The 21,529-nt window shown below is 67.1% G+C and carries 23 protein-coding genes and 1 pseudogene; 10 read left to right on the top strand and 14 right to left on the bottom strand.

All coding sequences use genetic code 11. The features are described from left to right. Nucleotides 1-883: 883 nt before the first annotated feature. On the bottom strand, nt 884-1,780 hold the full coding sequence (locus ACN2C8_RS14180) for a LysR substrate-binding domain-containing protein (protein ID WP_419252533.1): 897 nt from the start codon (nt 1,778-1,780) through the stop codon (nt 884-886). A gap of 124 nt (nt 1,781-1,904) precedes the next feature. Between ACN2C8_RS14180 and ACN2C8_RS14175 the strand changes: the two genes are divergently transcribed. Beyond that, the gene (locus tag ACN2C8_RS14175) at nt 1,905-2,102 is read left to right on the top strand and encodes a hypothetical protein (protein WP_419252531.1); all 198 of its coding nucleotides are present in this window, start codon (nt 1,905-1,907) and stop codon (nt 2,100-2,102) included. A gap of 78 nt (nt 2,103-2,180) precedes the next feature. On the opposite strand, the gene ACN2C8_RS14170 is transcribed toward ACN2C8_RS14175, so the two are convergent. Beyond that, a complete protein-coding gene (locus ACN2C8_RS14170; RefSeq protein WP_419252529.1) occupies nt 2,181-3,122 on the bottom strand; it encodes an electron transfer flavoprotein subunit alpha/FixB family protein in 942 nt (313 codons plus the stop codon). Next, nucleotides 3,123-3,869 carry an electron transfer flavoprotein subunit beta/FixA family protein gene (locus ACN2C8_RS14165; RefSeq protein WP_419252527.1) on the bottom strand — a complete coding sequence of 249 codons (747 nt, stop codon included), beginning with the start codon at nt 3,867-3,869 and terminating at the stop codon, nt 3,123-3,125. It abuts the gene before it with no gap. A gap of 234 nt (nt 3,870-4,103) precedes the next feature. On the opposite strand from ACN2C8_RS14165, the gene ACN2C8_RS14160 reads away from it, so the two are divergent. Further along, nucleotides 4,104-4,364 carry a hypothetical protein gene (locus tag ACN2C8_RS14160; protein WP_419252525.1) on the top strand — a complete coding sequence of 87 codons (261 nt, stop codon included), beginning with the start codon at nt 4,104-4,106 and terminating at the stop codon, nt 4,362-4,364. A gap of 4 nt (nt 4,365-4,368) precedes the next feature. Here the strand turns inward: ACN2C8_RS14160 and ACN2C8_RS14155 are convergent, their stop codons facing one another. Beyond that, the gene (locus ACN2C8_RS14155) at nt 4,369-4,947 is read right to left on the bottom strand and encodes a cob(I)yrinic acid a,c-diamide adenosyltransferase (RefSeq protein WP_419255888.1); all 579 of its coding nucleotides are present in this window, start codon (nt 4,945-4,947) and stop codon (nt 4,369-4,371) included. A gap of 26 nt (nt 4,948-4,973) precedes the next feature. Continuing rightward, nucleotides 4,974-5,171: a twin transmembrane helix small protein gene (locus ACN2C8_RS14150; protein ID WP_419252523.1), complete on the bottom strand. Its 198-nt coding sequence runs from the start codon at nt 5,169-5,171 to the stop codon at nt 4,974-4,976. Nucleotides 5,172-5,482: 311 nt separating this feature from the next. On the opposite strand from ACN2C8_RS14150, the gene ACN2C8_RS14145 reads away from it, so the two are divergent. From ACN2C8_RS14145 to ACN2C8_RS14135, 3 genes are all read left to right on the top strand, one after another. Beyond that, the gene (locus tag ACN2C8_RS14145) at nt 5,483-5,707 is read left to right on the top strand and encodes a hypothetical protein (protein ID WP_419252521.1); all 225 of its coding nucleotides are present in this window, start codon (nt 5,483-5,485) and stop codon (nt 5,705-5,707) included. Beyond that, nucleotides 5,704-6,351 carry a TetR/AcrR family transcriptional regulator gene (locus ACN2C8_RS14140; protein ID WP_419252519.1) on the top strand — a complete coding sequence of 216 codons (648 nt, stop codon included), beginning with the start codon at nt 5,704-5,706 and terminating at the stop codon, nt 6,349-6,351. Before ACN2C8_RS14145 ends, ACN2C8_RS14140 begins: the two co-directional genes overlap by 4 nt. A gap of 73 nt (nt 6,352-6,424) precedes the next feature. After that, the gene (locus ACN2C8_RS14135; RefSeq protein ID WP_419252517.1) at nt 6,425-7,033 is read left to right on the top strand and encodes a TetR/AcrR family transcriptional regulator; all 609 of its coding nucleotides are present in this window, start codon (nt 6,425-6,427) and stop codon (nt 7,031-7,033) included. Between the two features lie 10 nt (nt 7,034-7,043). Here the strand turns inward: ACN2C8_RS14135 and ACN2C8_RS14130 are convergent, their stop codons facing one another. Further along, a complete protein-coding gene (locus ACN2C8_RS14130) occupies nt 7,044-8,654 on the bottom strand; it encodes a serine hydrolase (protein WP_419252515.1) in 1,611 nt (536 codons plus the stop codon). Nucleotides 8,655-8,757: 103 nt separating this feature from the next. Beyond that, a complete protein-coding gene (locus ACN2C8_RS14125) occupies nt 8,758-10,449 on the bottom strand; it encodes an acyl-CoA dehydrogenase family protein (RefSeq protein WP_419252513.1) in 1,692 nt (563 codons plus the stop codon). Nucleotides 10,450-10,554: 105 nt separating this feature from the next. On the opposite strand from ACN2C8_RS14125, the gene ACN2C8_RS14120 reads away from it, so the two are divergent. Further along, the gene (locus tag ACN2C8_RS14120; protein ID WP_419252511.1) at nt 10,555-11,181 is read left to right on the top strand and encodes a glutathione S-transferase family protein; all 627 of its coding nucleotides are present in this window, start codon (nt 10,555-10,557) and stop codon (nt 11,179-11,181) included. Between the two features lie 696 nt (nt 11,182-11,877). On the opposite strand, the pseudogene ACN2C8_RS14115 reads toward ACN2C8_RS14120, so the two are convergent. Both ACN2C8_RS14115 and ACN2C8_RS14110 read right to left on the bottom strand, forming a co-directional pair. Then, nucleotides 11,878-11,996: pseudogene (locus ACN2C8_RS14115) on the bottom strand (hypothetical protein); the annotation flags it as partial. A 42-nt stretch (nt 11,997-12,038) separates the two neighbouring features. After that, nucleotides 12,039-12,896, bottom strand: coding sequence for a hypothetical protein (locus tag ACN2C8_RS14110; RefSeq protein ID WP_419252509.1), 858 nt, complete (start codon nt 12,894-12,896; stop codon nt 12,039-12,041). A 215-nt stretch (nt 12,897-13,111) separates the two neighbouring features. Between ACN2C8_RS14110 and ACN2C8_RS14105 the strand changes: the two genes are divergently transcribed. Then, nucleotides 13,112-13,684, top strand: a complete 573-nt coding sequence (locus tag ACN2C8_RS14105) for an SH3 domain-containing protein (RefSeq protein WP_419252507.1) — start codon at nt 13,112-13,114, stop codon at nt 13,682-13,684. Nucleotides 13,685-13,881: 197 nt separating this feature from the next. On the opposite strand, the gene ACN2C8_RS14100 is transcribed toward ACN2C8_RS14105, so the two are convergent. The 4 genes from ACN2C8_RS14100 to ccrA form a co-directional block, all read right to left on the bottom strand. Continuing rightward, nucleotides 13,882-14,463, bottom strand: a complete 582-nt coding sequence (locus tag ACN2C8_RS14100; RefSeq protein WP_419252506.1) for a type II CAAX prenyl endopeptidase Rce1 family protein — start codon at nt 14,461-14,463, stop codon at nt 13,882-13,884. Then, entirely contained in the window at nt 14,388-15,503 is a 1,116-nt protein-coding gene (locus ACN2C8_RS14095; RefSeq protein ID WP_419252504.1) for a Rieske 2Fe-2S domain-containing protein, read from the bottom strand. The genes ACN2C8_RS14100 and ACN2C8_RS14095 overlap by 76 nt, the downstream gene beginning before the upstream one ends. Nucleotides 15,504-15,556: 53 nt before the next feature. Next, entirely contained in the window at nt 15,557-17,032 is a 1,476-nt protein-coding gene (locus ACN2C8_RS14090) for a M20 family peptidase (protein ID WP_419255887.1), read from the bottom strand. Nucleotides 17,033-17,123: 91 nt separating this feature from the next. Then, complete coding sequence (gene ccrA / locus ACN2C8_RS14085; protein WP_419252502.1) at nt 17,124-18,398, bottom strand: crotonyl-CoA carboxylase/reductase; 1,275 nt, start codon at nt 18,396-18,398, stop codon at nt 17,124-17,126. Between the two features lie 268 nt (nt 18,399-18,666). Here ccrA and ACN2C8_RS14080 point away from each other — a divergent pair, with 268 nt between their 5' ends. Continuing rightward, nucleotides 18,667-19,395, top strand: coding sequence for an enoyl-CoA hydratase/isomerase family protein (locus tag ACN2C8_RS14080; protein WP_419252500.1), 729 nt, complete (start codon nt 18,667-18,669; stop codon nt 19,393-19,395). A gap of 106 nt (nt 19,396-19,501) precedes the next feature. Further along, nucleotides 19,502-19,744, top strand: coding sequence for a YdcH family protein (locus ACN2C8_RS14075; protein WP_419252499.1), 243 nt, complete (start codon nt 19,502-19,504; stop codon nt 19,742-19,744). Nucleotides 19,745-19,766: 22 nt separating this feature from the next. On the opposite strand, the gene ACN2C8_RS14070 is transcribed toward ACN2C8_RS14075, so the two are convergent. After that, nucleotides 19,767-21,056: an NADH:flavin oxidoreductase/NADH oxidase family protein gene (locus ACN2C8_RS14070; RefSeq protein WP_419252497.1), complete on the bottom strand. Its 1,290-nt coding sequence runs from the start codon at nt 21,054-21,056 to the stop codon at nt 19,767-19,769. 86 nt (nt 21,057-21,142) lie between these two features. On the opposite strand from ACN2C8_RS14070, the gene ACN2C8_RS14065 reads away from it, so the two are divergent. After that, the gene (locus ACN2C8_RS14065) at nt 21,143-21,499 is read left to right on the top strand and encodes a MerR family transcriptional regulator (RefSeq protein WP_419252495.1); all 357 of its coding nucleotides are present in this window, start codon (nt 21,143-21,145) and stop codon (nt 21,497-21,499) included. Nucleotides 21,500-21,529: the final 30 nt, after the last annotated feature.

The following is a 21,529-nucleotide window of genomic DNA, read 5'->3' as shown; positions in this document are numbered from 1 at the left end:
GCACGCCAAGGCCTGCTCGCGACGCACAGCGGCCGGCTGATGGACGTCGAAAACAACCCGCCTGACGCCTATGACGAGACCGCCAGGGGCGTGGCCTATTCCGGGGATCGGTAGTCGCCGAGCCCTCCGGGGGCGTTTCTCTAATAGATCAGCGTCATTCCCGCCCTTGTGGCGTGAACCTCTCGTGCCGCCGCAGGTGCGGGAGGAGCGAAATGCATGCGCACTTCGCTGACGGTTCACGTGTCAGCTGAAAAAGGGGTTCCCGCCATAAGGGCGGGAATGACGGGAGTTAGGGGGATTGGCGTCGCTGTATCCCCGTTCTTTCCGGAACACACTTTAGCCAGATCAAACGCTTGTAAAATAGTTGATCGCGCCAATCCTCTGCGCTCAAAACGCCCGTATTCTTGAGCCTGTCCCTGTCGCAGGGGGAGGCGCCTGGATCCGGCCCAACAGCGGCGATGGGGATGGAGCTGAGCGGGGCCGCGACGCCCTGGAAGGCGGGTTGAAGCGTGCGGGCTGTCTCAGAAGGACGGACCAAACGCCGAGTGGCTCGTCGGCCGGGTGAACGCGGGTCGAAGAGGGCGAGGGATCGTAAACCCGCCTATCGCGCATCGTCGGGGGTCGAGACGGTTAGCCGATTGACCTTGGTGCGCGCCCGTACGGGGGCTCTTGGGTATCAGAGCTGAAAGACGCTCGCTTGGCCCAATCCTCACGCAAGAACAGCTTCTGCGAAGCGGACAGGTCGAGCCGAAACGCAAAACACACATCACGGTCATCCGGGTTCGTCCCGGCCGCTTCGCGCCTCCCCACCTAACTCAGCGAGTGTTCGCGTGAGGCCGAGAAGCTGTGCCTGCCAGACTTGTCCCGACAAGCGGCGCAACTGTCAGGAGGGGCTGGAGGGTGTCTCCCGACCATCCATCGTCTCGGCCACGAACCAGTCGCGCAGCTTCAGCAGTCTCGCCAGCTTGGGATTGTCGGCCCGCCAGACGAAGTGGTGGCCGGTGTGGACCTCGACGGCTCCGGCCAGGGGGCGGACCAGGCGGCCGTCGCGGATGTCGCGTTCGGACAGACCGCTGCGGGCCAGGGCGACGCCCAAGCCCTGCGCGGCGGCGTCCAGCATCATCGAGGTGTCGTCGAAGCCCAGGCTGGGCGGCAGGTCGGGCATGGGCAGGCCCATGGCCTGGAACCAGGCGCTCCAGGGCAGGGCGGTATGGCGCAGCAGCGGGGCGTTCAGCAGGTCTTCGGGCCTATTGATCGGATGGCGCTTGAGGAGAGCAGGGCTGCACACCGGAAACAGGCGCTCGCTGAGCAGGCGCACCGAATCCAGCCCCGGCCAAGGGCCGACGCCAAAGCGCAGGGCGATGTCGGCGCCGTCGGTGGACAGGTCCGACACCCGGTCCTCGACGCGCACGGTCAGATCCAGCTCACCGGTCTCGGCCGAGACGCGGGCCAGGCGAGTGACCAGCCAGCGGGTGGCGAAGGCCGCGCCGGTACTGAGCACGATAGGCCCGCAGGCGGCGTTGCGGGCGGCCTGGACGCCCCGTTTCAGGCTTGCCAGGGCCTCGGTGACGCTGGCCGCCAGGGCCGCGCCGGTGACGGTGGGCTGCATGCGGTTGCCCTGGCGCAGGAACAGGCGAACGCCCAGCTCGTCCTCCAGCTTGCGGATCTGCTGGCTGACCGCGCCGTGGGTGACGAACAGCTCGTCGGCCGCGCGGCTGTAGCTGTGATGACGGGCGGCGGCCTCCAGGGCCGTCAGGGTCGAGAAGGGCGGCAGGCGCATGATCCAGGGATGTTAGTTCAGCTCACAAGCTGGACCAATAGGGATCGTTGGTTTTTGGCGGGCTCAGGCGCGAATGTCCCTCTCGGCGCCGCTCTTTCCAACCCCCTCCCCGAAAGGTGAAGAGATGAAGATCCTGCTTGTTGCGGGTGCGCTGACGCTCGCCGTTTTCCTGGCCGCCGGCCAACCGGCCCGGCCGCTCGACGATCTGCGCTGGCAGCGCGGCGAGGCCTATCTGCTGGCCCCCTATGCCACCGCAAAGATCGGCCGACCCGACACGCCGCACCAGATCGCCATGGCCTCGTCCACCCTGCAGCGCCGATGACAGCGGCGACCCGCCCAGCCCAACAGAAAAAGGCCCGGAGTCGCCTCCGGGCCTTTCCATTGTCTTCTGGGCCGAAGCCTACTTTCCGGCTGCGGCGAGCGCGTCCATCAGTTCCGGCACGGCGGTCTTGTAGTCGGCGACCAGGCCGAAATCGGCGACCTGGAAGATCGGAGCATCGGCGTCCTTGTTGATGGCGACGATGATCTTGCTGTCCTTCATGCCGGCCAGGTGCTGAATGGCGCCCGAGATGCCGATGGCGACATAGAGGGCCGGGGCCACGACCTTGCCGGTTTGACCGACCTGATAGTCGTTGGGGGCGTAGCCCGCATCGACTGCCGCGCGCGAGGCGCCGACGGCAGCGCCCAGCTTGTCGGCCAGGGGGTCGATGACCCGTTGGAACTCTTCGGCCGAGCCCATGGCGCGACCGCCGGAGACCACGATCTTTGCCGCAGCCAGTTCCGGGCGGTCCGACTTGACCATCTCTTCGCTGACAAAGCGGGTCTTGTCGGCGTCCGCGCCGGAGGCGTTTTCGACCGGGGCAGAGCCGCCGTCTTCAGCCGCCGCAAAGGCGGTGGGACGCACGGTGATCACCTTCTTGGCGTCCGAGGACTGGACGGTCTCAAGAGCGTTGCCGGCATAGATCGGGCGCACGAAGGTGTCGGCCGAGATGACTTCCACGATCTCGCTGATCGGGGTGACGTCCAGCTTGGCGGCGACGCGCGGCGCGAAGTTCTTGCCGCCCGAGGTGGCCGGAACCAGGATCGCGTCGTAGTGGCCGGCCAGGGCCAGCACGGCGTCGGCTTGCGCCTCGGCCACGCTGTGACCCAGGGCGGCGCTGTCGGCCAGCAGGACCTTGCGGACACCGCTGATCTTGGCGGCCGCGTCGGCCACGGCCTTGGCGTTGTGGCCCATGACCAGAACGTCGACGTCGCCCGAAAGCTTCAGGGCGGCGGTGACGGTCTTGTTGGTGCTATCGCGCAGGTGCGCGTTGTCGTTATCGGCGACGACGAGAACAGCCATCTAGAGCACTCCCGCGAGATTGAGTTTGGCCACCAGATCGGCGGCGGTTTCGACCTTGATGCCGGCCGAGCGCTTGGCGGGCTCGGCGACCTTGAGGACCGTGAGGCGCGGCGCGATGTCGACGCCGTAGTCGGCGACCGTCTTGCTGACGATCTCCTTCTTCTTGGCCTTCATGATGTTGGGCAGGCTGGCATAGCGCGGCTCGTTGAGGCGCAGGTCAGCGGTGATCACGGCCGGCAGATCAACGTCCAGCACCTGCAGGCCGCCGTCGACTTCGCGGGTGACCTTGGCGGTGGAGCCCGAAACTTCGAGGGCCGAGGCATAGGTGGCTTGCGGCCAGCCCAGCAGGGCCGACAGCATCTGGCCCACGGCGTTGTTGTCGCCGTCGATGGCCTGCTTGCCCATCAGAACCAGGCCGGGTTGCTCTTCGCCGATCACGGCGGCCAGCAGCTTGGCCACGGCCAGGGGCTCGGGATCAGCGTCGGTGGTGATCAGGATGCCGCGGTCGCCGCCCATGGCCAGGGCCGTGCGAATGGTTTCCTGGGCTTGAGCCGGGCCGATGCTGACGATGACGATTTCGGTCGCCACGCCCTTTTCCTTGAGGCGCACGGCTTCTTCAACCGCGATCTCGCAGAAGGGATTCATCGACATCTTGACGTTCGCCAGATCGACGCCCGTTTGATCGGCCTTTACGCGGACCTTCACGTTGTAATCGATAACCCGTTTAACCGGGACCAGGACCTTCATCGGGTTTCACGCCTCCAGGCTGCGTTTTCTCTAGCGTTGGCAGGGGAATTACCCGTTTTGCACCGCAACGCAAGTTTCCCTTCGCGTAAGCGTAAAGCGTTGCCGTGCGCAGGGTTCAAACAACTGTAAGATACTTGGCTGGAGGCGTCCTCTCACCGTTGCGCCATCGGTGCGAAAGGTCCGGCAGAGGAAAGGACTGGTCAGCTTTGCGGTCGGCCACTAAACAGCCGGGCCATGAACCGCACGATCGAACGCCTGAAAATCATCTTCGTCGGCCTGTTCCTGGTCAGCAGCGCCGGCGTTTTGGGCTACCACGCGCTCTGGGTCTGGCCCAAGGACCGCTGCGAGGCGCGGGGCGGGGCCTGGGCGGGGCGCTGGCTCAAGTGCGGCACGGTCTATTCGATCGAGACCCTGACGCGTCGTCCGGCCAATGTGCCGCCGATCAACAACGAGCGTCCCGCTGCCGCGACGCCGGCAGCGCCCGAGAAGAAATAAGCGCCTAGCGGGTCGCGCCGGGCTTCCACAGCACGTCGGCCGCGCCCTTGTCATTGGCCCAGCGCGCCGCGACGAACAGCAGGTCCGACAGGCGGTTGATATATTTCAGCGCCGGCTGCCCGACGACCTCGCCCTCGGTTTCCGACAACTGCACCACCACACGCTCGGCCCGACGGCAGACCGTGCGCGCCACATGCAGGGCGGCCGAGGCCGGCGACCCGGCGGGCAGCACGAACGAAGTCAGGGCTGAGAGCTCGCCGTTCAGACGGTCGATCTCGTGTTCCAGCCGGTCGACCTGGCTCTCGACGATTCGCAGAGGCTCCCAGGCGGGCTTTTCATGCTGTTCAGGCGTGGCCAGATCCGCGCCCAGGTCAAAAAGATCATTCTGAATGCGCTCCAGCATGGCGTCGAGCTCGGGATCACCTGCGGTGTGTTGTCGCGCCACGCCCAGGAAGGCGTTGGTCTCATCGACGCCGCCATAGGCCTCGACCCTCAGCGAAGCCTTGCTGACAGGCGCTCCCGTGGCCAGGCGCGTTGAGCCGCCATCCCCCGTGCGGGTGTAGATTCTGTTGAGCGAGACCATGGGTCGCAGACCGCCGTTATCGTGCTTTAGCGCGTGCGCCACCAATATGCGGCCACCAGCACGATGATCGCCACGAACTGCAGCATAACGCGAAGCCGCATCAGCTTGTTGGAATTGGAGCGGCCAAAGTCACCGCCCCTGAAGAGTGCATAGAGCCCCCCGCTGAGCGCCAGGAGCACCGCCAGCAGCGTGGCGGGAACGAGGAAGTCGAAGAGTCTGTCCATGAGCTCCAGGATAGGGGTTTGAAAGTCTTTTGGCCACTGAGCTTTGCGTTGGCGGAACGATGTCCGATGAGCGAATTCGCCGAACGGGTTCGTTGAGTGCATTTGTCGCACTGGCAATGTGCGAACGGTAACATATATAGAAATCTAGCCGACGTTCGGTGATTTTAGTTCTATCTAGCGGTTGCTATTCTACAGCTTGGGCGTTAAGCCCCCCGCTTCAATTTTTCCAGTATGCGTTCGTTGAACATGATCATCTCCTCACCGCAGATCGTTCAGCGCTCATCCCCAGCGGGGAGGCAGGAGAAAACAGAATGGCAAAGGCCTCTATAGCCGTCGCCGCGTTCTCCGCGTCCGAACGCGAAGACGCCATGGCGGAAGTCCGCCAACTGATCACCGACCTGCGCGACGCCGCGCAAGATGGCCGCCAACTGGCGCGCCGCTACGCCGACGTTCTTCAGAACGTTGTCGATGACTATTGCACTGAGTTTGAGAAGCGCGCCGAGGCGGCCCTCGCTCGACTGGAGGCCGCCGCATGAGCTTTGTATCCGTCAATATCGAGTCGGCCACCGACTCTCCCGTCAAGCTGACCCGCCGGGCCCTGGCCAAGCAGCGCACGCGTGAACGCGTCCTGTCGGCCGCGCGCCGTCTGTTCAGCGAGCGGGGCTATGAGGGCGCGACCATCCGCGACATCGCCCAGGCTGCAGGGATGTCGACCGGCGCGGTGTTCGCTAGCTTTGCAGACAAGACCGAGCTGTTCGACGAAATCCTGACCGCTGATTACGAAGTGATCTACGCTCAGATGATCCAGGCCGCACGCGCTGCCGCCACCGTCGACGAGGCTCTGCTGGGTCTGTTCGGCGTCGCCTACAACTTCCACGTTGAGCAGCTGCCGCTGCTGCGCGCCAGTATCGCCGTGTCGTGGACCCGCAACGAGGCCGCCGAGCGCCGCGCCCGTGCGGATCTCAAGCACATCTTCCGCCTGATCGGCGAAGTCACACAGCGCGGCATCGATCAAGGCCAGCTGAAGATCGGCATCGATGCAAAGCTCTTGGCTGAAATGACTTGGGACGTGTATGTCGCCAACTATCGCCGCGCCGTCTTTGATGGCTGGACGGTTGAGGCGTTGCTCGCGCGGCTTTCAGATCAACTGAAAGTCATTTTTGCGGGCGCTCGCGCCTGATTTAAAGGGCGCTCCGTTGGGGCGGGGCGTCCTTGATTGTAATTAGACGCTGGCGTGTTCGAGGGGGACGGGCTTGGGCGTAAGAGACGACCAGAAACAGGCGACGCGCGAGAAGGTCCTTGAGGCCGCTCGCGACCTGTTCAACGACGTCGGTTACGAGGAAACGACCATCCGCGCGATTGCGGAGCGGGCGGGGGTCTCGGTCGGCAGCGTTTTCACGACCTTTGTTTCGAAGGCAGAGGTGCTCAGCCATGTCATGCAGGGGCGGCTGGACGAGCTGTATGCGCAGTTCGACCGGGTGATCCCCCATCTGCGGGGCTCGGCGATGGACAGGCTATGCTCGGTCTTCGCCATTCACTACGAGTTCGAAACCCGGCGGGTGAAGCTGTTCCTGGCCCACATCGCCGCCGCCTATAATCCCAGCATCGACCCCGGCGTCACGCCCTATGGTCGCAATCAGCGCCTGACCGGGATGTTGCACGACATCCTCGAAGAGGGTGTGCGACGAGGCGAAATCCGCGCCGATCTCGATCAGGCGCTGGCCATCGAGATCCTTCGGGCCGCCTATGCCTGGAACTATCGACTGGCGGCCGCCGATGCCAGCATGGCTGATGCGTCCGTGATGTCGGCCACCATGGACCGCCAGATCCAGGTCATCGTCGAGGGCTGGCGACCGCGTTGAGGTCGACGGGTCAGGGCTGCCGCGTCAGCCGCAGGTCCTGATAGTCGAACGAGAAGTCGGCCAGGGGCGAGACAGCCCTGGCCAGGGCTGACTTCACGGCGCCGTTCTCGACGTCGAAGGTGATGAAGGCGTCCTCCTGGGTGCGGTCGTCGAAGACCGTCTTGAAGGTCTCGCCGTCGAACAGGTCCAGCCTGCCCTGCAGGGCCGGGGTCTTGTCGAACGACACCGTCAGGCCTTTCGCCTTTTTGCCTTTGGCTTTCCCGATCGTGACCGTGCCGTACCAGGGGTCGCGATAAACCCCGACATAGGCGTCGAGCGGCAGGCCGGGCGGCTTGCTGCCGGCCTTTGGAGTCGCGGCCTCTGCGGCATCCTTGATGGTCTGGGCGTCGGCCTCGGCCTGGACGCGCTTGCTGGAGGCGATCCAGTCAAACTCGCTGCGACCCTGCAGGCGGTCAGGACCGCCGTAGCGCAGTGCGCGCAGCACCGGGTTTTCCTCGGCGTTGGTCATCACCATGATGCCTGACTTCCGACCGGGCAGCAGGCCGGTATAGGAGATGAAGCCCGCCAGGCCGCCGGTGTGCCACAGCAGCCGCTCGCCGCGATGGTCCTGCACGAACCAGCCCAGGGCATAGGCTTGCATCGAGGGCCGCACGGGGTTCTCCGCCGTCGGACCGTCGGACGAGGACGTGATGGTCTGCGGCTTCCACATTTCGCGGGCGGTGGCCTCGCTCCACAGGCGCTTGCCGTCGGGCAGGGCACCCAGGGCCAACTGCACCTGCATCCACTTGCCGATGTCGGCCGGCGTCGTATTGACCCCGCCCGCAGCGGCGGCCGAGGCGAAGCTGTCGTCGAAGGGCAGGACCGTCTGCGGGCCCATGCCGCGCACCGGCGGACCCAAGCGACAGTGCGGCTCGGCCCGGCGGGTCTTGTCGATCTGGGCCGGGGTGGTCACCGTGTCGGTCATGCCCAGAGGGTTGAGGATCCGGGTCTGGATGAAGTCTTCCCACGGCTTGCCCGTGACCGCGGCCACCACCTCGCCGGCCGCGACGTAGAGCACGTTGTCATAGGCGTAGCCGCCGCGGAACGGGCTGCCGATCGGCAGGTATTTGAGCCCCGCGACGATCTCGGCCCGGCTGTGGGTGGGCGCCGGCCAGATCATCAGGTCCCCGGCCCCGAGCGTCAGGCCGCTGCGGTGGACCAGCAGGTCGCGCACGGTCATCAGCTTGGTGACCACCGGATCGCTCATCGCGAAGTCGGGCAGGTAGCGGGTGACGGGCGCGTCCCAGGCGACCTTGCCGTCCTCGACCAGCATGGCCAGGGCGGCGGCGGTCATGGCCTTGGTGTTGGAGGCGATGCCGAAGAGGGTGTTCTCGTCGCACCGGACCGGAGCGCCCAGACGTCGGACGCCATAGCCCTTGGCCAGGGTGATCTGGCCGTTCTCGACCACGGCGACGCCCAGGCCCGGCTGGTCGGGGAAGGCGGACATGACGTCTTGGGCGTACTGGTCGACCGCGGCGGCGACCGAGCCGGTTTCCCGGGCCCGGGCTGATCCGCCGAACGCGGCGAGCCCGCCGGTGGCCAGGGCGGAAAGCAGGGCGGCGCGGCGGGTCGTGGCGATCATGATGCGTCCTTGGGTGCGGGCGCAGGCTATGCTGATGCCTGGCGGGCCGACAAGGGGCATAGACGACCGCTCATCCCGCCTTTCGCGGAATGAGCGGGCCCGATCAGTTCCCGCCGTCCAGCAGACGTCTTGCGATCACCTGGGCCTGGATCTCGCCGGCGCCCTCGAAGATGTTGAGGATCCGGGCATCGGCCAGCACGCGGCTGATCACATACTCGGTGGCAAAACCATTGCCGCCATGGATCTGCAGGGCGTTGTCGGCGGCGGCCCAGGCGACGCGGGCGGCGATCAGCTTGGCCATGCCGGCCTCGATGTCGCAGCGCTTGTCCTCGTCCTTCTGGGCGGCGGCGAAATAGGTCAGCTGGCGCACGCCCATGATCTCGGCGGCCATCATCGCCAGCTTGTTGGCCACGCGGGGGAACTCGAAGATCGCCTGGCCAAACTGCTTGCGGTCCATAGCATAGGACAGCCCCACCTCCAGCGCCGACTGGGCCACGCCGACGGCGCGGGCGGCGGTCTGGATGCGGGCGCTCTCGAAGGTGGCCATCAGCTGCTTGAAGCCCTGACCCTCGACCCCGCCCAGCAGGTTTTCAGCCGGCACGGTAAAGCCGTCGAACGCCAGCTCATATTCCTTCATGCCGCGATAGCCGATCACGCCGATCTCGCCGCCGCTCATGCCGGGGGCGGGGAAGTCCTCGTCATCGGTGGCGCGCGGCTTGGGAGCCAGCAGCATCGACAGGCCGCGATAGTCGGTGGTGGCCGGATCGGTGCGGACCAGCAGGGTCATCACATCGGCGCGCGAGGCGTGGGTGATCCAGGTCTTGGCGCCGGTGACCACATAGTGGTCGCCGTCCAGCGCGCCCCGGGTGCGCAGGGCCCCCAGGTCCGAGCCGGTATTGGGCTCGGTGAAGACGGCGGTGGGCAGGATCTCGGCGCTGGCGATGCGCGGCAGCCAGTACTGCTTCTGGGCCTCGGTGCCGCCGGTCAGGATCAGCTCGCCGGCGATCTCCGAGCGGGTGGCGAGGGAACCGACGCCGATCCAGGCGCGCGACAGCTCTTCGGAGACCACGCACATGGCGGTCTTGCCCATGCCGCTGCCGCCATATTCCTCGGGAATGGTCAGGCCGAACACGCCTAGATCGCCCAATTCCTGCACCAGTTCCAGCGGGATCAGCTCGTCCTTCAGGTGCCACTCGTGGGCGAAGGGCGTGACCTTTTCCTCGGCGAAGGCGTGGAACTGGTCGCGGATCATCTCGAAGGTTTCGTCCAGGCCGGTGTTTTCCAGCGTGGGACGGCCGCGCGCCTCGGCCAGGCGCTTGGCGATGGCGGTCTTCACCGCCTGGCCGCCGCCCTTGGTCATCAGGGTCACCAGGGCCGGGGCGAACAACAGGTTCATCACACCGCGGTCATCGGTGATGTCGACGGGGCGGATCATCTCGCCCTGGTTCATGGCGATGCCGCCGACCAGTTGGGTGGCGTATTCGGCGAACAGCAGCTGGGCCAGCAGGGCCTCGATCTCGGTGAAACGGCCGCCGGCCTCCAGGCGCTCGGCCCAGCCAGCCACCTGGTTCAGCAGCTCGGCATAGGAGGCGTACCAGCCAAAGCCGTGAACGACGTGCTGTTCCAGGTCCGCCAGCTTGCGATCGACCTTGCCGTCCGGACCGGCGATCCGGGCCTTCACGATCGGGTGGACCTTGTCGACAAACGCCTGGGCGGCCGTGGCGGCCTCGCGTAGCAGGCCCGTCAGGTCGGGGAGAATGATCGAGCTGTTATCTTGAGCGATCGTCGCAGTCATCACTTGCTCCCCTGAGCCAAACGGTTGTTTTCTTTCACTCTGGCGCTTTTCGCACCTGCGAGCAATGCCGCAGTGCAGCATAAAACCACAATACGGGGACAAAACATGCTCAAGGTTCACCACCTCAACGAATCCCGCTCGCAGCGCGTTCTGTGGCTGCTGGAGGAGCTTGGCCTCCCCTATGAGATCGTGTTTCACACCCGCGATTCCAAGACCCGCCTGGCTCCGCCGTCGCTGACCGACGTGCATCCGCTGGGCAAGTCGCCGGTGATCGTCGACGGCGACCTGACCGTGATCGAGTCCGGCGCGATCATCGACTACGTCATCCGTCGTCACGGTGAAGGCCGTCTGGCCCCCGATCCGGCCAGCGCCGACTACGACCGCTATCAGCAGTGGCTGCACTATGCCGAGGGCTCGGCCATGCTGCCCCTGATGCTCAACATGTATGTCGGCCGCCTGGGCGAAGGCGGCGCGCCCCTGCAGCCGCGTATCCAGTCCGAGATCGCCAACCACCTGGCCTTCGTCAATGACAGCCTGGCCGGCCGGTCGTTCTTCGTCGGCGACAGTCTGACCGGCGCCGATATCCAGATGAGCTTCGTCCCCGAGGTCGCCAAGGCCATGGGCAAGCTGCCGGAGTATCCGCACATGGCCGCCTGGATCGAGCGCATGCATGCCCGCCCGGCCTGGAAGACGGCCCTGGACAAGAGCGGACCCTACGCCCTCGGGGCTTAGGGGCGCCAGCTTTCTCCGCGCCCGCTTCGCGGTGATCCTCCCCGCTGGGGGAGGTGGCCCGGAGGGCCGGAGGGGGCCAGCTCCGAGATGGCGGCGATGGCCCCCTCAGTCGCTCCGCGACAGCTCCCCCAGAGAGGGGAGCATCTATCTGGCGGACACGACTTCTCAGCCTCACGCGGCGTCAGCCACTGAAGGAGTTGGGAAGGGTCGCGGAGCGTCCGGGCTGCGCCCGGATGAGGGAGTAGATTGATACCGTTTCGACGAAGACAGACGCTCCGCGCAGCCGTTATTCGGGAGCATCGCCGGGCTGGCGGGGTTTTAACCCGCTCCGGTAGCTAAGCCCTCGACGGGCGGAGGGGCGGCTAACCCCGTCCGGACCGCATGGGCGATTTCAGCCCATGCCTGCTGCGCTCTCCGTTCCCTCGCCGCTGGGTTTTCGTGCCGATATTGCAGGCAGCCCGTCCAGTCCGTCACGAAGGCTGTCATTCAAGACCACGGCGGGCGCTTCCCGCTCGACCACATCCCAAAGCCCGTCAGGTCGCCGGCCGACGTCCCTTCCCTTGCCTTGGGGTGAGATCAGTATGCGGGCGATTTCGACGCGTCTGATCGGCGCGCTCAACTATTTCACAAGCTGTTGATTGGGATGGAGTTTGCTCTGGAAAGAGCGGGGATACAGCGCGGTCTATCCCCTTAGGTCCTCCCCCTGGCGGGGGAGGTGTCGGCCCCTTCGGGCCGACGGAGGGGGAAGTGACTGCTGGCTCTTTGCGGCCTTCCCCCTCCGGCCTTCCCCCTCCGGCCTTCGGCCGCCTCCCCCTTCAGGGAGAGGACTTGGCTAGCGCGAACCGCCCCCTTCGCGACTACTGGTTCCCGGTATAGGCCACGCCCTTGACCGTCTCGTCATAGGCGGTCGGCGGGTTGTCCGGGAAGTTGATCAGTTTGGCCTTGGGCGCGCTCAGTTCCCGCACCCGCCAGGCGTTGGGTCCAACGCGCGTGAAGACCGCCTCGGTCTGTTCGCCGCCGGTTGGCAGCTCCATGCCCGGATTGGCCTCGTCGCTGGCCGGACGCAGGCAGTAACCCTTGATCTCGGTATCGCTGATCCATTCCATGGTCATACAGCGCGACTTGAACTCAAATTTGCGGTGCGGCTTTGTCGACCAGTCGCGCAGCTCGGTGCGGGCGCGGCCGTCGTCATCCGCCTCAAAGATCTCGTCCTGCACCGAAATGGCGAGCACGGCGCCCCGCCAGATGCCGCCGTCGGCAGACTCGATCTTGACGCCTCGCTTGTCATAGTAGGTGACGAAGGGCCCGTCGGGCGAAGCGAAATAGTCCGTGGTGACTTCGTAGACGGTCTGCACGCCCATGGCTGTCGGCACCTGAATGACATTCGTCAACAGCTCGTAGGTTTCCTCGTCGTCGGTCACGGTCAGGCCGGGCTGGCCGTTGTGCTGCAGCGTCAGGGTCGGACCCTTGCGCGCGTCCGGCTGGCCCAGTTCCTTCAGCAACTTGGCCTCGCCGACGCGCCCCGCGTCACGTGCGGCGTACAGGTCGAACTGCGGCAGCTCCGGCTCCGGCGCGGCGGCGGACGTCGCCGGTGAGACAGGCTTGGCCGCTTCGGCCGGCGGCTTGGCGGCGCCGGGGAGCTTGTCACAGCCCGAGAGGGCCGCCAGGGCGGTCAGGGTCAGGGCGAGCGTCACGGATCTGGACTGGAACGACATGGGGGCCCCGGGGCGACTGAAATGGCGGGCGCACCCTAGTCGGAACCGCGGGGCGAGCAAGGCGGCGCCTCGTGCGGTTGTGCGGGGCAAAGTTTTTTCAACATGAACGAAATCTGTCCGCGCGGTCCTCGACCCCGTTCAGCTTCACCCTGTCATGGTCTGTCTCACGGGGTTGATGACCCCGGACACATTCCATCGGGACAAGGACTATCGACATGACCAGCCTCAAGACCTTCAAGACCATCGCCCTGACCCTGGCCGCCTCGGCCAGCGCCCTGACCCTGGTTTCGGCTCCGTCGGCCTTCGCCGTCGAGCAGCGCCTGGGCGGCGTCGTCGGCTGCCAGGCTTCGGGCAAGAAGCAGGAAACCGCCGCCGTGATCGGCGCTCTGCTGGGTGCTGCCGCCGGCTCGAACCTGGCCAAGAATGACCGCGGAACCGGGACGGCGATCGGCGCTGTCGTCGGCGCGGGGGCCGGCTCCTTTGTCGGCTGCAGCATGCAGAAGAACGACGCCCGTCAGGCTGTCGGCGGCGCCTACAAGTATGACGGCGTGCGCTTCGCCAACGCGGTCCAGGCCCAGCCGGTCACCCAGATCAAGGGCAAGTATGTCGCCCGCTCGAACCTGAACCTGCGCGCCTCGGCCTCGAGCCGCGGCGCCAAGGTGGGCGGTGTCGCCGCCGGCCAGACCTTCCAGGCCCTGGGTCGCACCGATGACGGCAAGTGGATCCTGGTCGGCCAGGACGGCGTTGGCGTCGGCTACGTTTCCAGCGCCTATGTCTACCGCGCTTAAGTCATAGAGGTCTGGAACGCGGTTCCGTCCCTCTCCGCGTTCCAAGCACGAGCCCGTCTGGTCCCCCCGACCAGGCGGGCTTTACTTTGACTGGAGCGGGGCGCGCGATAATGGAATCGCACGCCCCGCTCCAGGTTTTTGATTTCGCGTCGCTTTTGCGGAAAACCGGCGTCCACTTTTCCGCGCGACGCTCTAGCTCAGCCCAGGGCGCTGACGCCGCCCCACCAGGTCTGCCAGGCCACGACCAGCGCCCAGTGCAGCAGGACCGCCGGCCACAGCGAGCCGGTCCGATAGCGCAGGATCGCGCACGCCAGGCCCAGTACCGCGCAGCACAGCAGGAAGTCGGGACGCAGGAACACGCCCGCGGCGCCGGGCAGGAAGGTCAGGGCCTCGGCCGCGTGCCATAGGGTGTAGAGACCGGTCGAGATTGCGATCAGCAGCGCGGGCCTTGGCGACTCGTGGCGACCCGGCGTCAGCAGGCCCCGAAAGACGATTTCCTCGCCCAGGGCCGGAACGAACAAGACCGTCAGCATGCGGAGCGCCAGGTCAGGCTGGGTTGGCGTCAGGTGATAGAGGCCGGTGGAAAAACCGATGGCGGCCATCACCGGCAGGGTCGCCGCGCAGACGGCGGCGCAGAACAGCCAGCCGCTGGCCGAGGGCAGGGTGACCAGGCTGCGTCCCAGCCGCCGACCCAGTCTGGCGATCAGGTCCGCCAGCGCAGCACGGTGTCCTGGACGGGATTGACGAAGGCCCGGCCCTCGGCGCGGCTGGCCTGCCACTCGCGCTTGCACTGCTGGTACCAGCGGGCCTGCTGGTCGGCGTCGCCCACCCACATCAGCGGCGGGTTGGACTGCAGGCCCTGGCTCTGGACGCCGACAATATAGCCGTCCTGGCGCAGGAAGGCCCGGGCCGCGATGCGGATGATCGGATAGAGGGCCGTGAAGGCCCAGTGATCGGACCACATGATCTGGTTCATGCGGGTCTTGTTGGCATTGATCGGGGTCATGGCCGACAGGGCCAGCACCTGTTTCTTGCCCACCGTCACATGCTCCCAGCGCAGGCCGGGCAGGCGGAAGGTGATCTCGGTCAGGGGCTCGCCGCCCAGGATGGCATAGGCCTTGGAGTTCTTGGACGGCTCGTGCCGCACCATGGTGAAGCCGGCCTCCGACGGGGCGAAGCGCTTCGTCTTCTCGTGCTGGCTGGCGGTGGTGCGCCACCACCATTGCTGGTGCACATAGGGGCCATGGGCCGGGTCGATCAGGCCCAGCACGGCGTGGTCGATATGGATGTCGTAGTCCAGGGCGTCGACCAGCTTGGGCTTGCCGCCCACCACGCCGGGAATGACCGGCGGGGCCTCCGGCGGCTCGCCGTCGAAGCGGGCGTCCGACGACATCCAGATCCAGACCAGGCCCTGCTGCTCGACCACCGGATAGCGGCGCACTCGCACCTTGCTGATGTCCAGGTCGCTGTCGGCGGTCAGCGAAGGGATCGCCGTGCAGGCCCCGTCCGTGCCGAACCGCCAGCCGTGATAGGGGCACTCGATGCTCTCGCCGCCGTCAGCCTCGGTCCTGACCTTGCCGGCCGACAGGGCGGCGGCGCGGTGCGGGCAGACGTCGCGGATGGCATAGGCGGCGCCGGCTTTCGTGCGGCCCAGCAGCACAGGCTCGGCCAGCAGTTCGCGGTGCTCCATCTTGCCCGCCTTGAGGTCGGGCGACAGGGCAGCCACGTACCAGGCGTCCATGACGAAGCCCTCGCCGAACTTGGCGGCGGGAGCGGACTTTGGGGCGGACTGGGGAGCGGGCGAAGCGTCGTCGGGCATGCAGGTCTTATAGCCCAGTTTGCTGACTTTTCACGACGCTTTGGGGATGGGACCTACCGCCCCGCCGCCGTCTCGACCAGGCGCTGATAGAACCGCACCATCCGCTCCACATTGGCCAGGCTGATATGCTCGTCTGTGCCGTGGATCATCTTGGTCTCGTCGATGCTCAGGACCAGCGGCTGGAAGCGATAGACGTCGCTGGCCACCGGGGCCAGGTAGCGGCTGTCGGTGCCGGCGGTGACCAGGCCGGGCACCACGGGAGCCTGGCTCTCGTCGGCGGCGAGGCCGGCCAGGGTCTTCCAGGCCTCCGACTGGGTTGACGAGACCCTCGACGGCTCCTCCGGCTTCTTGGTCCAGGCCAGTTCTACCGGCAGCTTGCCGACCGCGTCCTTGGCCTGGGCCATGACCTTGGCCGAGCTGTCGCCCGGCGCGATGCGGTAATTGATCCAGGCGGTGGCGTCCTGCGGCAGGACGTTTTCCTTGGGCGAGCCCTTCAGCATGGTCGGGGCGATGGTGGTGTGCAGCATGGCCGCGCCGGCCGGGGTCTTGGCGGTGACCTGGATCAGCAGGGGCGCGAACAGCCAGGTATTGGCGGCGGCCATCTTGACCACCGGCGAAGCGTGCGGGGCGATCGATTTGAGCATGTCGGCGCCCGGGCCGGCGAACTTCATCGGGAAGGGCTTGTCGGTAATGGCCAGCACGGCCCGCGACAGGGTCGCGACACCCGTCTCCTCCGGCGGGGCCGAGGAGTGGCCGCCGATGGCCGGGGCCGTGACCTTCAGGGTGGCGTAGCCTTTTTCGGCCGTGCCGATGATGGCGGTGGGCTTGCCGGTGACGGGGTGGTCCTCGACCACGACCATGCCCTCGTCGAGCACGAACTGGGCCTTGATCCCACGCGACTTGAACAGGGCCGCCGCCGCGACCGCGCCGACGCCGCGCACCTCCTCGTCATGGCCGCTGACGATGATCACGGTGCGGACGGGCTTGAAGCCGCCGGCCGCCAGACCCTCCAGTGCCTCGAACAGGGTGATCAGCGAGCCCTTGTCGTCGATCGCGCCGCGACCCCAGACGGCGTTGTCGGTCACCACGCCGGCAAAGGGCGGATGGGTCCACGCGCCTTCGCTGCCCGGCGTCACCGGCACTACGTCCTGGTGGGCCATCAGCACGATGGGGGCCAGGGCCGGGTTCGAGCCGGGCCAAGTGTAGACCAGCGTATGCCCGGCCAGCACCTCGCGCTGCAGGGCGGCGTGGGCGGCGGGATAGGTTGTCTGCATCCAGGCGTGCAGCTTGTCCCACTCGGCCGGCTGGTCGTCGGCCCGGTCCTGGTGGCTGATGGTCTGGAAGCGGATGGCCTGGGCCAGGTTGGTGGCGGCCTTGGTGGTGTCGACGGTGCGTCCGGCGGCCAGCCTGGCCCCCGCCACGTCGACCGCGGCCGGAGCCTTGAAGGTCGCGGTCCGCACCGCCACGACGCCGGCCACGGCCAGCACCAGTCCAACAGCCGTCAAGCCGGCCTTGCCCGCAAATCCCATCACGCATCTCCCCCGAACATTTGTTCGAGACTGTGCGTCCGCGCGGGGCGATTGCCAACCTTCCTTTGCGGCGGGTCTGGCGCGGGCCGCCCTAGATCGCCCCGCTCAGCTCCTGCACTTCCTCAAACGTCCGCAGGCCCGGACGCTGAGCGCAGACCAGCACGCCCATGTTGCCGGGCAGATGCTGGTTGGCCAGCATCTTCTCGTGGGCGGCGGGGATGTCGTTCCAGGGGAACACTTCCGACAGGCACGGGTCGACGCGGCGGTCGATGACCAGCTGGTTGGCGGCCGACGCCTGCATCAGGTTGGCGAAGTGGCTGCCCTGCACGCGCTTCTGGCGCATCCACAGGAAGCGGGCGTCCATGGTCAGGTTGAAGCCGCTGGTGCCGGCGCAGATGGCGACCATGCCACCGCGCTTGACCACAAAGACGCTGACCGGGAAGGTCGCCTCGCCGGGGTGCTCGAACACCATGTCGACATCGCGATTGCCGGTGATCTGCCAGATCGCCTTACCGAACTTGCGGCTTTCCTTCATGTAGTCGTTGAATTCGGGGCCATTGACGGTCGGCAGCTGGCCCCAGCAGTTGAATTCGTTGCGGTTCAGCACCGCCTTGGCCCCCATCGACAGCACGAACTCGCGCTTGTCTTCGGAGCTGACCACGCCGATGGCGTTGCCGCCGGCCACGGCGGCCAGTTGCACGGCGAACACGCCCAGACCGCCCGAGGCGCCCCAGACCAGCACGTTCTGGCCGGGCCGCAGCTCATGCGGCTTGTGGCCAAACAGCATGCGATAGGCGGTGGCCAGGGTGAGGGTGTAGCAGGCGGCCTCTTCCCAGGTCAGGTGCTTGGGGCGCGGCAGCAGCTGGCGCGACTGCACCCGGCAGAACTGGGCAAAGCTGCCGTCCGGCGTCTCATAGCCCCAGATGCGCTGGCTGGTGGAGAACATCGGGTCGCCGCCGTTGCACTCCTCGTCGTCGCCGTCGTCCTGGTTACAGTGGATGACCACCTCGTCGCCCAGCTTCCAGCGTTTGACCTTGGCCCCCACCGCCCAGACGATGCCCGAGGCGTCGGAACCGGCGATGTGGAAGGGCTGCTTGTGGCCGTCCAGCGGGCTGATCGGCTCGCCGAGCGCGGCCCAGACGCCGTTGTAATTGACGCCGGCGGCCATCACGAGGACCAGAACCTCGTCTTCGCCGATGGTCCAGGTGGGCACCACCTCGACCTGCATGGCCTGGGTGGGCTTGCCGTGGCGCTCCTTGCGGATGCTCCAGGCGTACATGTTGGCGGGCACGTGGAAGGGCGGAGGGATCTCGCCGATCTCGTAGAGATCCTTAAGCGGCGACTTCTCAAGCGTCGTGGTCGTCATGTCACTCCCCGTTTCCTTCGGCCCCGTTGTTCGTTGCGTTGCAACAACGTCCGAAAGCTCAACTCGGCTGCGCGCGGGTGGTCACAATGGCAAAAACCGATCGCCAACCCATCGTTTTTGGTTCCGAGGCGGACAAATCGACCTCGAAGCGGCCTAAGCTGAGACAACTGTTTGAAACTGGCAAGCGGAAACTTGTGCGACGCAGCATGAGCGTCGCCTTGTCGCGGCCAAGGCTGTTCAAGCGGCTGGCGATCGGCGAGGCTTGGCCATGAGCCCGACCCTGCATGTCTCCCGTCCCCGCGCTGCCATCGTCCTGCTGGAACTGGACGGGCCGCCCGCCAACGGGCTGGGCATGGCGCTTCGCCTCGGCCTGGAAGAGGCCCTGGACGCGATCAACGCCGACCTCGACGTGCGGGCGGTGGTGCTGACGGGACGCAACGGCGCGTTCTGCGCGGGCGATGATCTGCGCGAGGCGGCCGGGCGCGGCGCGGGCCAGCTGGAGGCGGTGCTGGGTTTCAACGTGCTGATGGACAAGGTCGAGGCCTGCCGCGTGCCGATCATCGCGGCCATCGACGGCTGGTGCCTGGGCGGCGGGCTGGAACTGGCCCTGTCGTGCGACATCCGCCTCGCCAGCGACCGGGCCAGTTTCGCGGCCTCGGGCGTGAATATCGGGCTGATGGCGTCGGTGGTCCGGTTGCCGCGCCTGATCGGCGAGGCGCGGGCCAAGGCGCATCTGCTGACCGGCGCCAGCTTTGATCCGGCCCGGGCCCTGGCGGACGGGGTGGTGAGCCAGGTGCAGGCGGCCGACGCGTTGCTGCCGGCCGCTCTGGACCTGGCCGACCGCATCGCCTCGCGCGCCCCCCTGGCGGTCGAGGCCGCCAAGCGGGCGGTTGCCGGGGGCAAGGCGGATGTGGCCGCGCTGGTGGCCAGCGCCGACCACGCCGAGGCCGTCGCCGCGTTCATGGCCAAACGAGCGGCGGTGTTTCAGCGGACCTGAGGCGGAAGTCCGTCGGATTGATCGACCGCAAAGCGGGCCTGCGCGTGCTCGCGCAGGATGAGGTCGGCGCCAAGAGGGGCGTCCATTTCCCGGGAAGTCCTGAGCCATGAGCAACACCCCCCACGAACTGCACGAAGAGTTTCCCCAGGACGCCGACCGCATCCATGCGCTGAAGACCAGCGACGCCCACTTCGCCAAGCTTGTTGAGGGCTACCACGAGGTCAATCGCGCCGTTCACCGGATGGAGACCAACATCGAAGCGGTGGCCGACGCCATCCTCGAGGACTTCAAGAAGCAGCGCCTGGACCTGAAGGACAAGATCGCCTCGGCCCTGGCCAAGCTGGCCTGACGGGGCCGCCGACTCAGCGCGTTCAGGGGTTTTTCAGCCGCCAGGCGCGGTAACGCTTGCCCTGGGCGCGCTGCTTCATCTGCTGGCCCGCCAGGGTCAGGACCGGCGAGAGCTTGCGGGCGGGCGCCTTGCCCGCCGCCAGGCGGTTCATCTGCGCCTTGGTCAGGGCCATCACGGCCAGGCCGGAGAGCTCGCGGCTTTTCCAGGTGACTTCGGGCAGGGTGACATCCAAGCCTTCGGGCTTGCGCCAGGCCTTGGGCAGGTCGGGCGCGAAGGCCAGGGCGCGGGCGATGCCCACCACCGGCACGCCCGGCAAGGCGCCGTCGGCTGCCAGGGCCGCCAGGGCGACCTCGCGGCGGCGCACCCCGCCCGTCACCATGATCGGCATGCTGGCGACCTTGGCGATGTCGCGGGCGAAATCGACGAAATAGGCCTCGCGCGCGGCGGTCGAGGTCTTGGGGCGGGCCTCGCCCTGGCCCGAGTCCGAGGGGGAGCCCTGCATGGCCGGGCTCTCGTAGCTGCCGCCGGACAACTCGACCAGGTCGACGGCCATGCCGTTCAGCTGTTCCACCACCCAGCGGGCGTCATCGGCGTCGAAGCCGCCCTTCTGGAAGTCGGCCGAGTTCAGCTTCACGGCCACGGCGAAGCGCGGCGAGACGCGGGCCCGCACGGCCTTGATCACGTCGAACAGCATCCGGGCGCGGTTCTCGCGCGAGCCGCCCCAGGCGTCTTCGCGGCGGTTGACCAGGGGCGAGAGGAACTGGCTGAGCAGATAGCCGTGGGCGGCGTGGACCTGCACCCCGTCGAAGCCGGCTTCCTCGGCCCGGCGTGCGGTCACGGCGAAGCGCTCGACGATCCCGGCGATCTCTTCAGCAGTGAGGGCGCGGGGCTGGGCCAGCAGGTTGGAGAACTTGCCGATATCGACCGGCACCGCCGACGGGGCCACCGCGCCCTGGCCGAGGTCGGCATAGGTCTGGCGGCCGGGATGGTTGATCTGCATCCAGACCAGACCGCCGCCCGACTTGGCTTCGCGGGCCCAGGTCTCGAACGGGGCCAGCGGCGCGCGGGCGTCCAGCACCACGCCGCCCGGGCCGGTCATGGCCGAAGGATCGACCATCACATTGCCGGTGATCTGCAGGCCAACCCCGCCGTGGGCCCAGCGCCGGTACAGGGTCCACAGCGCCTTGCCGGGAACCTGGCCCTCGGCGGCGAGATTCTCCTCCATCGCCGCCTTGGCGATGCGGTTGGGCAGCACGGCGCCGTTCGGCAGCGCCAGGGGCGCGAACAGGGGCTCGAAGGCGGCGGTGAGCATGACGTCTTGACCTTGGCTTAGTGGATCGCACCTTCTACACCTTCAAGCTAGGTTGAAGGTCAAGCGCCCTTTCGGAGGCCTGTGGAATGAAGATCGGCGAGATCGCCAAGCGCGCCGGGGTGTCGGCCTCGCGCATCCGGTTCTATGAGGCGCAGGGCATCCTGCCGCCCGCGCCGCGTGGCGGGAACGGCTATCGCGACTATCCCGAAAGCCTGATCGCCACCCTGGGCTTCATCGAGCAGGCCCAGCGGCTGGGCTTTTCGCTGAAGGAGATCGCCGGCCACGCGACCCTGGAGGGCAAGGTCTGCGACGCCCTGCCCCAGAAGCTGCGCGCCAAGCTGGCCGAGGTCGACGCCCACATCGCCGCCGCCCAGGCCCGGCGGGCCGAGCTGGTGGCGTTGATCGCGACGCTGGAGCCGGGCGAGGAGAGGGTGGCGGCCTGAGCGCTCCTCGGGTCTTGAAGTCCGGGATGG

This window comes from Caulobacter sp. ErkDOM-C, assembly GCF_048541825.1.
In the GTDB taxonomy this organism is placed as follows: domain Bacteria; phylum Pseudomonadota; class Alphaproteobacteria; order Caulobacterales; family Caulobacteraceae; genus Caulobacter.
This window is presented reverse-complemented; position numbering and strand designations above follow the sequence as displayed.

What these genes read in the sequence shown, in the direction of transcription:
- ACN2C8_RS14180 (WP_419252533.1), bottom strand. Translation starts at nt 1,780, where the DNA reads ATGCGCCTGCCGCCCTTCTCGACCCTGACGGCCCTGGAGGCCGCCGCC.
- ACN2C8_RS14175 (WP_419252531.1), top strand. Translation starts at nt 1,905, where the DNA reads ATGAAGATCCTGCTTGTTGCGGGTGCGCTGACGCTCGCCGTTTTCCTG.
- ACN2C8_RS14170 (WP_419252529.1), bottom strand. Translation starts at nt 3,122, where the DNA reads ATGGCTGTTCTCGTCGTCGCCGATAACGACAACGCGCACCTGCGCGAT.
- ACN2C8_RS14165 (WP_419252527.1), bottom strand. Translation starts at nt 3,869, where the DNA reads ATGAAGGTCCTGGTCCCGGTTAAACGGGTTATCGATTACAACGTGAAG.
- ACN2C8_RS14160 (WP_419252525.1), top strand. Translation starts at nt 4,104, where the DNA reads ATGAACCGCACGATCGAACGCCTGAAAATCATCTTCGTCGGCCTGTTC.
- ACN2C8_RS14155 (WP_419255888.1), bottom strand. Translation starts at nt 4,947, where the DNA reads ATGGTCTCGCTCAACAGAATCTACACCCGCACGGGGGATGGCGGCTCA.
- ACN2C8_RS14150 (WP_419252523.1), bottom strand. Translation starts at nt 5,171, where the DNA reads ATGGACAGACTCTTCGACTTCCTCGTTCCCGCCACGCTGCTGGCGGTG.
- ACN2C8_RS14145 (WP_419252521.1), top strand. Translation starts at nt 5,483, where the DNA reads ATGGCAAAGGCCTCTATAGCCGTCGCCGCGTTCTCCGCGTCCGAACGC.
- ACN2C8_RS14140 (WP_419252519.1), top strand. Translation starts at nt 5,704, where the DNA reads ATGAGCTTTGTATCCGTCAATATCGAGTCGGCCACCGACTCTCCCGTC.
- ACN2C8_RS14130 (WP_419252515.1), bottom strand. Translation starts at nt 8,654, where the DNA reads ATGATCGCCACGACCCGCCGCGCCGCCCTGCTTTCCGCCCTGGCCACC.
- ACN2C8_RS14125 (WP_419252513.1), bottom strand. Translation starts at nt 10,449, where the DNA reads ATGACTGCGACGATCGCTCAAGATAACAGCTCGATCATTCTCCCCGAC.
- ACN2C8_RS14120 (WP_419252511.1), top strand. Translation starts at nt 10,555, where the DNA reads ATGCTCAAGGTTCACCACCTCAACGAATCCCGCTCGCAGCGCGTTCTG.
- ACN2C8_RS14110 (WP_419252509.1), bottom strand. Translation starts at nt 12,896, where the DNA reads ATGTCGTTCCAGTCCAGATCCGTGACGCTCGCCCTGACCCTGACCGCC.
- ACN2C8_RS14105 (WP_419252507.1), top strand. Translation starts at nt 13,112, where the DNA reads ATGACCAGCCTCAAGACCTTCAAGACCATCGCCCTGACCCTGGCCGCC.
- ACN2C8_RS14095 (WP_419252504.1), bottom strand. Translation starts at nt 15,503, where the DNA reads ATGCCCGACGACGCTTCGCCCGCTCCCCAGTCCGCCCCAAAGTCCGCT.
- ACN2C8_RS14090 (WP_419255887.1), bottom strand. Translation starts at nt 17,032, where the DNA reads ATGGGATTTGCGGGCAAGGCCGGCTTGACGGCTGTTGGACTGGTGCTG.
- ccrA (WP_419252502.1), bottom strand. Translation starts at nt 18,398, where the DNA reads ATGACGACCACGACGCTTGAGAAGTCGCCGCTTAAGGATCTCTACGAG.
- ACN2C8_RS14080 (WP_419252500.1), top strand. Translation starts at nt 18,667, where the DNA reads ATGAGCCCGACCCTGCATGTCTCCCGTCCCCGCGCTGCCATCGTCCTG.
- ACN2C8_RS14075 (WP_419252499.1), top strand. Translation starts at nt 19,502, where the DNA reads ATGAGCAACACCCCCCACGAACTGCACGAAGAGTTTCCCCAGGACGCC.
- ACN2C8_RS14070 (WP_419252497.1), bottom strand. Translation starts at nt 21,056, where the DNA reads ATGCTCACCGCCGCCTTCGAGCCCCTGTTCGCGCCCCTGGCGCTGCCG.
- ACN2C8_RS14065 (WP_419252495.1), top strand. Translation starts at nt 21,143, where the DNA reads ATGAAGATCGGCGAGATCGCCAAGCGCGCCGGGGTGTCGGCCTCGCGC.